Origin of the sequence: Pseudarthrobacter sp. NPDC058362 (genome assembly GCF_042723515.1) — a bacterium.
Lineage (GTDB): Bacteria > Actinomycetota > Actinomycetes > Actinomycetales > Micrococcaceae > Arthrobacter.
The window spans coordinates 116,771-124,589 of sequence record NZ_JBHXIW010000008.1 but is presented as its reverse complement, the minus strand read 5'-3'; the positions used below and the strand labels follow the sequence as shown (position 1 = coordinate 124,589).

The window sequence follows — 7,819 nt, the reverse complement described above, 5'->3', positions numbered from 1 at the left end:
CCAGAACATCCGGACAAAGAAAAACACCCCGGTCCGAAGACCGGGGTGTAACCGATGACCCGACTCATCCGTGAAGGATGTCTCGACTCATCACAGGGCGGAGAATGGGGGATTTGAACCCCCGAGGGCGTTAACCCAACACGCGTTCCAGGCGTGCGCCATAGGCCGCTAGGCGAATTCTCCAGTTGCTTCTGAATCAAAAGCAGATACTAGAGTACCTGAAGATTCCCGCATCGCCCAATTGAGCGGCCAGAGGCCGTTGCGGTGGTCCTTAACGCGGAAATGGACGCCCCCAATGCGCCCACTTCGTGGCACACCGTTGAGCTGCCGGGTCCGCCCCCGCCTTCCAGGCCCTGCGGCTCACAACCTTGAGATTGCCCCATTCGGTGTACATACCCATGATCAGTGGTGTTGGCGGGATAAGCAACGATTTATCCCGGAATGCGGGTGATTCGTGGACCGCGATGTTGCACGATGGAAGCCATGACGGAGCTGCATGCACTGGTGATCTATGTCCCTGCTTCCCACACTGAACGGATCCTGGCCGCTGTCGGAGACGCCGGTGCGGGACGGATCGGTGATTACTCGCACTGCTCCTTCGTCACCCCGGGAACCGGGCGCTTCACACCGCTGGAAGGAGCGGACCCCTATTTGGGCAGGGTGGGCAGCCCCGAAACGGTGTCCGAGGACAGGGTGGAGTGCGTCGTGGAGCAACCCCTGCTCGCGGCGGTAGTGGCCGCGCTGCGGGCAGTCCACCCCTACGAGGAACCGGCATTCATGACCTGGCCGGTAGACGGCTGGCGCCGTTGAAGTGCGGCGGAGCACCACGGGCCAATCCGATTCGAGTCACACCCGGATCTCGGGTAAAGTATCTGACGGCCCCTCATGTGGCGTCATCCTGTTGAACTCCCCCAGGACCGGAAGGTAGCAAGGGTAAATGGGCTCTGGCGGGTGCATGGGGGGTCTTTACTATTCCCCCACAGGGCGGCAGGTTGTCAGCCCGGATTGGTAGGGTTTCTCTGTGACCGTTACTACCGCCCTCTACCGCAGATACCGTCCGGACTCCTTCGCCGACGTTATCGGGCAGGAACACGTCACGGAGCCGCTGATGACGGCTCTGCGGAAAAACCGGGTCAACCACGCATATCTTTTCTCCGGTCCCAGGGGCTGCGGAAAGACCACTTCAGCCCGCATTCTGGCCCGCTGCCTCAACTGCGCCCAGGGTCCCACAGACACCCCCTGCGGCACATGCCCCAGCTGCGTTGAACTGGCCCGCGGCGGTTCTGGTTCCCTGGACGTCATCGAGATCGATGCCGCGAGCCACGGCGGCGTCGATGACGCCCGGGATCTCCGCGAGCGCGCCACGTACGCCCCGGTCCGCGACCGGTACAAGATCTTCATCATCGACGAAGCCCACATGGTGACTTCGGCGGGATTCAACGCCTTGCTGAAAATCGTCGAAGAGCCGCCGGAACACATCAAGTTCATCTTCGCCACCACGGAACCGGACAAGGTCATCGGGACCATCCGCTCCCGCACGCACCATTACCCGTTCCGGCTGGTGCCGCCGGAACCGCTGATGGCGTACCTGGAGCTCCTCTGCAACCAGGAGAACGTGCCCGTTGCGCCCGGCGTCCTCTCGCTCGTCATCCGCGCGGGCGGCGGCTCCGTCCGTGATTCGCTGTCCGTGTTGGACCAGCTCATGGCCGGGGCCGGTCCCAACGGCCTGGACTACGAGCTCGCCGTCGCGCTCCTCGGGTACACCCACGCCTCGCTGCTGGACGACGTCGTGGAAGCGGTCGCCGCTTCGGATGCCGCCACGGTGTTCCGGGCGGTGGACCGGGTCATCCAGACCGGGCACGATCCCCGCCGCTTCGTGGAGGACCTGCTGGAACGCTTCCGCGATCTGATCATCGTCAAGGCCATGCCGGAGAGCGCCCAGACCATCCTGCGCGGCATGCCCGCCGACCAGATCGCCCGGCTCCAGAACCAAGCGCACAATCTGGGGTCCGCGGAACTTTCCCGCGCGGCGGACGTCACCAATACCGCCCTGACGGAAATGACCGGAGCCACGTCTCCCCGTCTGCACCTTGAATTGTTGTGCGCACGTATCCTCCTGCCCAGCTCGGAACAGAAGGAACGCGGCATCGCCGCGCGGATGGACCGCGTCGAGCGCCGGCTGAGCTACGGAGGGAACGACGTCGGCGCTCCCGCCGCCCAAGGTGCCAGCGCCGAGGCAGGTGACGGGCAGGCGCCGCACACGCCCGGACCACAGGCATCCGCGCCTGCTGCACCGACGCAGGCTGCACCTGCACCTGCACCTGCACCTGCACCTGCACCTGCACCTGCACCTGCACCTGCACCTGCACCTGCACCTGCACCTGCACCTGCACCTGCACCGAAGGCTACCCCGGCTGGGGAACCTGCCGTACAGCCGGCACCGGAGACCCCGCAGGCAGGTGGCAGGGCTCCCCTGACTCCTCCGCGCGTCAGCACCAATGACTGGCCCGTGGACCAGCCCGCCGCTGCGGCTGCGCCGGCCGCCCAGACACAGCCCCGTGAACCCGACCCGCAAGGGGCGGCTCCCACGCAGCCCACCGCGCCGGCTGCACAGCCCGTGCAGCCCTCGCAGCCCACACAGCCCACACAGCCCGCTACGCCTACTCCAGCAGGCCCGTCGGGCGACGTGGAGGTGCTGCGCCGGGCATGGCCGGACGTGCTGCAGACCCTTGCCGGCATCAAACGCAGCACGTGGGCTCTGGTGGAACCGAACGCCCAGGTCAGCGCATTCGACGGCCAGGTCCTCACCCTCGCCTTCGCGACGCCTGGACTGGCCGGTGCCTTTGGCCGGGCCGACCACTCGGAGAACCTCAGGCAAGCCATCCACAAGACGACGGGAATCGACTGCCAGATCAACGCGGCTGCCGGGAACGGTGCTGCAGGGAACGCTGTCGCGGGCCGGGCGAGCTCTGAGCCAAACCCAAAAGTGGCGGCCAGTCCGGCGGCGTCCGCCGGTCAGACGGCGACGCCTACTTCGGCTGACGTCGCGTGGGGACTGGCTCCCGCCCCTGCCAAAGTTCCCGTCCAGACACCTGCCGGCGCGTCGGCACCGCTGGACAGCACTCGGGTCACCACCGATCCCGTCGCTTCTCCTGCCGCCCAGTCACCTAGACCCGCACCCGCACCCGAACCCTCGCTTTCGCCTGTGCCTGCGGCTGCGCCGAAAACGGAAGCGGAACCGGCACGGGAAGCGGCATCAGTGCCGCACACACCGGCAACGGCCCCACGGGCGGCAGCGACGCCAGCGCCGGAGTCCGGCCCGGCTCCCGCTGCGCAGCCGGCGTCCTTGGCTGGCGACTACTCCTATTCGGATGACGACTGGGGTCCGCCGCGGGACGAGGACGCACCCCCGCTCGAGGAAGAGCCGCCCATGGACTGGGTGCCCTCTTCACGGCAGCGCGCCGAGGACACATCGGGCGCCCAAACAACCCCGTCCCGGCCGGGTGCGGCCAGCAACGGTCCGGAAGCCGATCCCTGGACGCATGCCGTGGAACAAGCTCCAGGTGTGTGGGTGGTCGGTGAGGCCAGTAACGTAGGCAAGCAGCCGCCGTCGAACGCTCCGGCCACGAAAGACCCGGCGCCGGCACCCCACTACGAGCCAGCGACTGCCCAGGTCCCGCCGTCCATTCCGGTGAACCCTTCGGCTGAACCTGCCAGGGAATACGCGATGGCGTCGGCACCCGGCATGGCGCCTGGCCCGTCAACGGCGACGCTGACTGCAACAGCTCCTGCGACCTCCACCGTCACGTCTCCCCCGTCCCAGTCCGAGGCGCGGCACCAGGCCCGGCAAAGCCTGTACCAGCGGCTGTCCAACAGCCCCGAAGCCGAAGCGGGCCGGGCCAAGGCTCCGGCCCGTGCAGTCGCCGCGGCCGCCACGTTCGTCCAGGACGTCCCCAGCGCGGATGACGAAACCATCGAGGAGTCGGGCGTGTTCGGCCGGGCCGCGGTGGAGCGTATTCTGGGCGGGAAACTGATTGAGGAACGGTCCGCCGACGGCAGCCCGGTCGCACGCCGCTACTGATGCGCCGCCCACTGACCCGATTCCGCCCATCCACACCAAGCTAAAGAGGAAATTGTGTACGAAGGTGCTGTCCAGGAGCTGATCGACGAGCTCGGACGCCTTCCCGGCGTGGGCCCGAAATCCGCCCAGCGGCTGGCGTTCCACATCCTCGAAGCGGATCCGCAGGACATGAAGCGGCTGGTCGATGCGATCACCACTGTTAAGGACCGCGTGAAATTCTGCACGGTTTGCGGCAACGTCACGGAGCAAGAACTCTGCAACATCTGCCGCGACCCGCGGCGCGACCCGGCAGTGGTCTGCGTGGTGGAGGAGTCCAAGGACGTGCTCGCGGTGGAGCGTACGCGCAGCTTCCGCGGCCGCTACCACGTGCTGGGCGGCGCAATCAATCCCATTGCGGGCGTAGGACCGGAACAGCTGCGCATCCGGGAACTGCTGACAAGACTGAACGACGGCGCCATCCAGGAAGTCATCATCGCCACGGACCCGAACCTTGAGGGCGAAGCGACGGCAACCTACCTGGCCCGCATGCTCAAGACGATTGGCATCACCGTCACACGCCTCGCCTCAGGCCTGCCCGTGGGCGGTGACCTTGAATACGCCGACGAGGTCACCCTCGGCCGGGCCTTCGAAGGCCGCCGCAACGCCCTCAGCTAGCAGCACCATCAGGCGGTGCGGGTTCCGCGCGCCTTCCGGAGAGGGCGTGCGCCCAGCCGATCAGCCCGGCTGCAATGCCTGCCTGCAGAAGGAGTCCGACGGCGGCCACCGGCATTCCGAGGGCGTCCCCGCTCCGGGGTTCGCCGTTGACACAGGGAACCGCGGTCCCGTCCGCCGCCTCCTGCAGCGTTCCGGAAAGCCAGCCAAGGAGACCTTCATTGCCGTAGGACTGTCCGGCCAGCATCACAAACAGCACACTCGGGCTGGCTGCCGGCAGCCACATGATGCGGTCCGTATGGTAGACCTCCCTGAGGCCGGCGGCAACGCTCGAGCACTGGTAGGAGACGGAGATCCCGTCCGGTGCATGCTTCACGTTGAGTGCCACCGTCACCGGCTCATCACTGCGCGTCGCCGGGGCCAGTGCCGCCCCTGCAGCCACGGTGCCCGCGACGAGGAACAGCGCAAGCGCCCATCCGACGATACGCTTCAGGACGGGGGTCCGTCCGATTGCCGCAACGGCAGCACCCATACCGCCAAAGACGAAGCCCTCCCCGGCCGCGACGAACGCTGAGACCGCGGCCACAGCACCCGGCTGGCGGGCAGCGCCGGCCTCCACCAGCAGGGTCACCAGGATGAGCAGGGCGAGGACCAGCCCCTGCAGCCCTGCCGTCACGGCTGCGCCAAGAATGCGTACGCCCGCGCGGCCGCCAGGCATGGGGAGTCGGTAGGCGGACATCCCCCAGTGCGTAGCAGCAACGGCTGCAGCCCCTGGCAGGAGTGAACACGCGAGCAGATAGGTAAGCACAGGCGGCGCCAGCCACGCGGTGGCGTCCCCGCCCTGTCCTGCCAATATCACCAGGCCGGCCGCACCTGCCCACGTGGCACAAAGCATCCCCAGGGCCGTCGCCCAAAACCGGAAGCTGCCCAGGCTTCCCACCCAGCGGGCTACTCCCCCAAGCACCGCCACCCGGACGATGGGAGCGCGCCGGTGCTCGCCGCCGTCGTACTCCTTCACCGCCCCGGATATGGGCTCGATCCCGGCACCAATCGGCTCGAAGTAGTCCTCCCAGACGGGATCCTGGGATGGCTTCTGGTTGCTGGCCACGGGCCGCCCGCCTTTCCACGCACAGGCCCCAGCCCCGCTTTGCCTCCATGGTGGTCCCGCTACCCGCGGCTGTCCAGACGTGATGCGCATCAGCATCCCCGACGATCCGAGGCCGGGATTCGGTCACAATTCAGCGCCCGGCAGTGGGCGGCGATAAACTGTCAGGAGAAGTCCCGCCGCCTTAGGCGTCAGGCTGCCCGGCCGCCAGAACCCCCAATGACCCAGTGAAGGTACGCGCATGAGTACGCCCACTACCGAAGTGCACAACGCAACGCAGGAGCTGCCCGCGGGCCGTGCGGTGACTAAACAGCTCATCGTGCAGAAGTTCGGCGGTTCCTCTGTGGCCGACGCGGACGGCATCAAACGCGTTGCCGCACGCGTGGTGGCCGCCCAGCGTTCCGGCAACGAGGTGGTGGTGGTGGTTTCCGCCATGGGCGACACCACCGACGAACTCCTGGACCTTGCCGCGCAGGTCACCGATTCGGCGCCCGCCCGCGAAATGGACATGCTGCTCTCGGCCGGGGAACGCATCTCCATGGCGCTGCTGGCCATGGCCATTAACAAGCTCGGCGCCTCTGCGCAATCCTTCACCGGATCGCAGGCAGGCATGATCACCGACGGCATCCACGGCAAGGCGCGGATTATCGACGTCGACCCGCACCGGATCCGCACTGCCCTGGACAAAGGCAATATCGCCATTGTGGCTGGCTTCCAGGGCATGAGCCGCTCCACGAACGAAATCACCACGCTGGGCCGCGGCGGCTCGGACACCACGGCGGTTGCGCTGGCCGCGGCGCTTGAGGCGGACGTCTGCGAGATCTACACGGACGTTGACGGCATCTACACCGCAGACCCGCGCGTGGTTCCTTCCGCGCAGAAGGTCTCAAAGATCTCCAGTGAGGAGATGCTGGAACTCGCCGCGTCCGGCGCCAAGATCCTGCACCTGCGGTGCGTCGAGTACGCCCGCCGTTTCGGGGTCCCGCTGCACGTCCGGTCCTCATTCAGCCACCACGAAGGCACCTGGGTCATCCCCAGCGCCGAAGACAAGATCACCACACAAGAGGGAGTCGCCTTGGAACAGCCCATCATCTCCGGCGTTGCACATGACCGTTCCGAAGCCAAGGTCACCGTGGTGGGCGTCCCGGACATTCCCGGCAAGGCCGCCGCGATCTTCCAGGTCATCGCGGATGCGCACTCGAATATCGACATGATCGTGCAGAACGTCTCCACGCACGGGACCGGCCGGACGGACATCTCGTTCACGCTGCCCATCGTGGAAGGCGCTGACGCCCTGGCTGCCCTGCACGCGGCGCAGGACCAGATCGGCTTCGAGAGCATCGAATACAACGAGAAAATCGGCAAGCTCTCCCTGGTGGGCGCCGGCATGCGCTCGCACCCCGGTGTTTCCGCCACGTTCTTCAAGGCCCTGTCCGATGCCGGCATCAACATCAACATGATCTCCACCTCCGAGATCCGCATCTCCGTGGTGACGCACGCCGACCTGCTGGACGAGGCCGTCCGCGTGATCCACAACGCGTTCGAGCTCGACGGCGAAGCGGAAGCCACGGTGTACGGCGGCACGGGCCGGTAGCCAGGTTTGCATCTGCCCGGTTCTTCAGCCGAACCGCGCGGCCACAGCAAAGGCGCCCGGGATTCCCCGGGCGCCTTTTGCATGCCTACGGCTCCTAGGCCAGTTTCTCGAGGTCTTCGCGGCGCACCGCGTAATGGTGGCCGGAGGAATCGCTTTCCACGATGAAGTGCGAGAGGTCCTCTTCCGAAGCCTGTTCAAATTCGTCGTGTTTGTGCACCACCGGCGTATCGGCGTCCAGCCGGGTGGCAGGTCCGAACAGGAAGCGGAGCCTGTCCGTAAGGCTCATGAAGCCGCTGAGTACATGTGCCACTGTTTCCACCTCCTTCCCGTGCATCGGGGAAAGTGCGGCCGCCTCCGCAGGCGGCCAGTGAGCCCATTTTACGCCCGG

General features: G+C 66.7%; 6 protein-coding genes, 1 tRNA gene and 1 other RNA gene. 5 read left to right on the top strand and 3 right to left on the bottom strand.

Annotated features, from left to right (window positions below):
• Positions 1-98 precede the first annotated feature (98 nt).
• A tRNA-Ser gene (locus ACFWIX_RS14710) sits at positions 99-183 on the bottom strand.
• A 300-nt stretch (positions 184-483) separates the two neighbouring features.
• Between ACFWIX_RS14710 and ACFWIX_RS14705 the strand changes: the two genes are divergently transcribed.
• The 4 genes from ACFWIX_RS14705 (at position 484) to recR (ending at position 4,735) form a co-directional block, all read left to right on the top strand.
• Complete coding sequence (locus ACFWIX_RS14705) at positions 484-810, top strand: hypothetical protein (protein WP_377216870.1); 327 nt, start codon at positions 484-486, stop codon at positions 808-810.
• A gap of 64 nt (positions 811-874) precedes the next feature.
• Positions 875-971: signal recognition particle sRNA small type (ffs, locus tag ACFWIX_RS14700), an RNA gene on the top strand.
• Positions 972-1,021: 50 nt separating this feature from the next.
• Positions 1,022-4,081, top strand: a complete 3,060-nt coding sequence (locus ACFWIX_RS14695; RefSeq protein ID WP_377216869.1) for a DNA polymerase III subunit gamma and tau — start codon at positions 1,022-1,024, stop codon at positions 4,079-4,081.
• A 54-nt stretch (positions 4,082-4,135) separates the two neighbouring features.
• Positions 4,136-4,735: a recombination mediator RecR gene (recR, locus tag ACFWIX_RS14690; RefSeq protein WP_377216868.1), complete on the top strand. Its 600-nt coding sequence runs from the start codon at positions 4,136-4,138 to the stop codon at positions 4,733-4,735.
• Here the strand turns inward: recR and ACFWIX_RS14685 are convergent.
• The gene (locus ACFWIX_RS14685) at positions 4,728-5,840 is read right to left on the bottom strand and encodes a hypothetical protein (RefSeq protein WP_377216867.1); all 1,113 of its coding nucleotides are present in this window, start codon (positions 5,838-5,840) and stop codon (positions 4,728-4,730) included. The two genes, recR and ACFWIX_RS14685, sit on opposite strands and share 8 nt — an antisense overlap.
• 238 nt (positions 5,841-6,078) lie before the next feature.
• Between ACFWIX_RS14685 and ACFWIX_RS14680 the strand changes: the two genes are divergently transcribed.
• Positions 6,079-7,431, top strand: a complete 1,353-nt coding sequence (locus tag ACFWIX_RS14680; protein ID WP_377216866.1) for an aspartate kinase — start codon at positions 6,079-6,081, stop codon at positions 7,429-7,431.
• A 94-nt stretch (positions 7,432-7,525) separates the two neighbouring features.
• Here ACFWIX_RS14680 and ACFWIX_RS14675 read toward each other — a convergent pair whose 3' ends face one another.
• The gene (locus ACFWIX_RS14675) at positions 7,526-7,741 is read right to left on the bottom strand and encodes a hypothetical protein (protein ID WP_377216865.1); all 216 of its coding nucleotides are present in this window, start codon (positions 7,739-7,741) and stop codon (positions 7,526-7,528) included.
• Positions 7,742-7,819 lie beyond the last annotated feature (78 nt).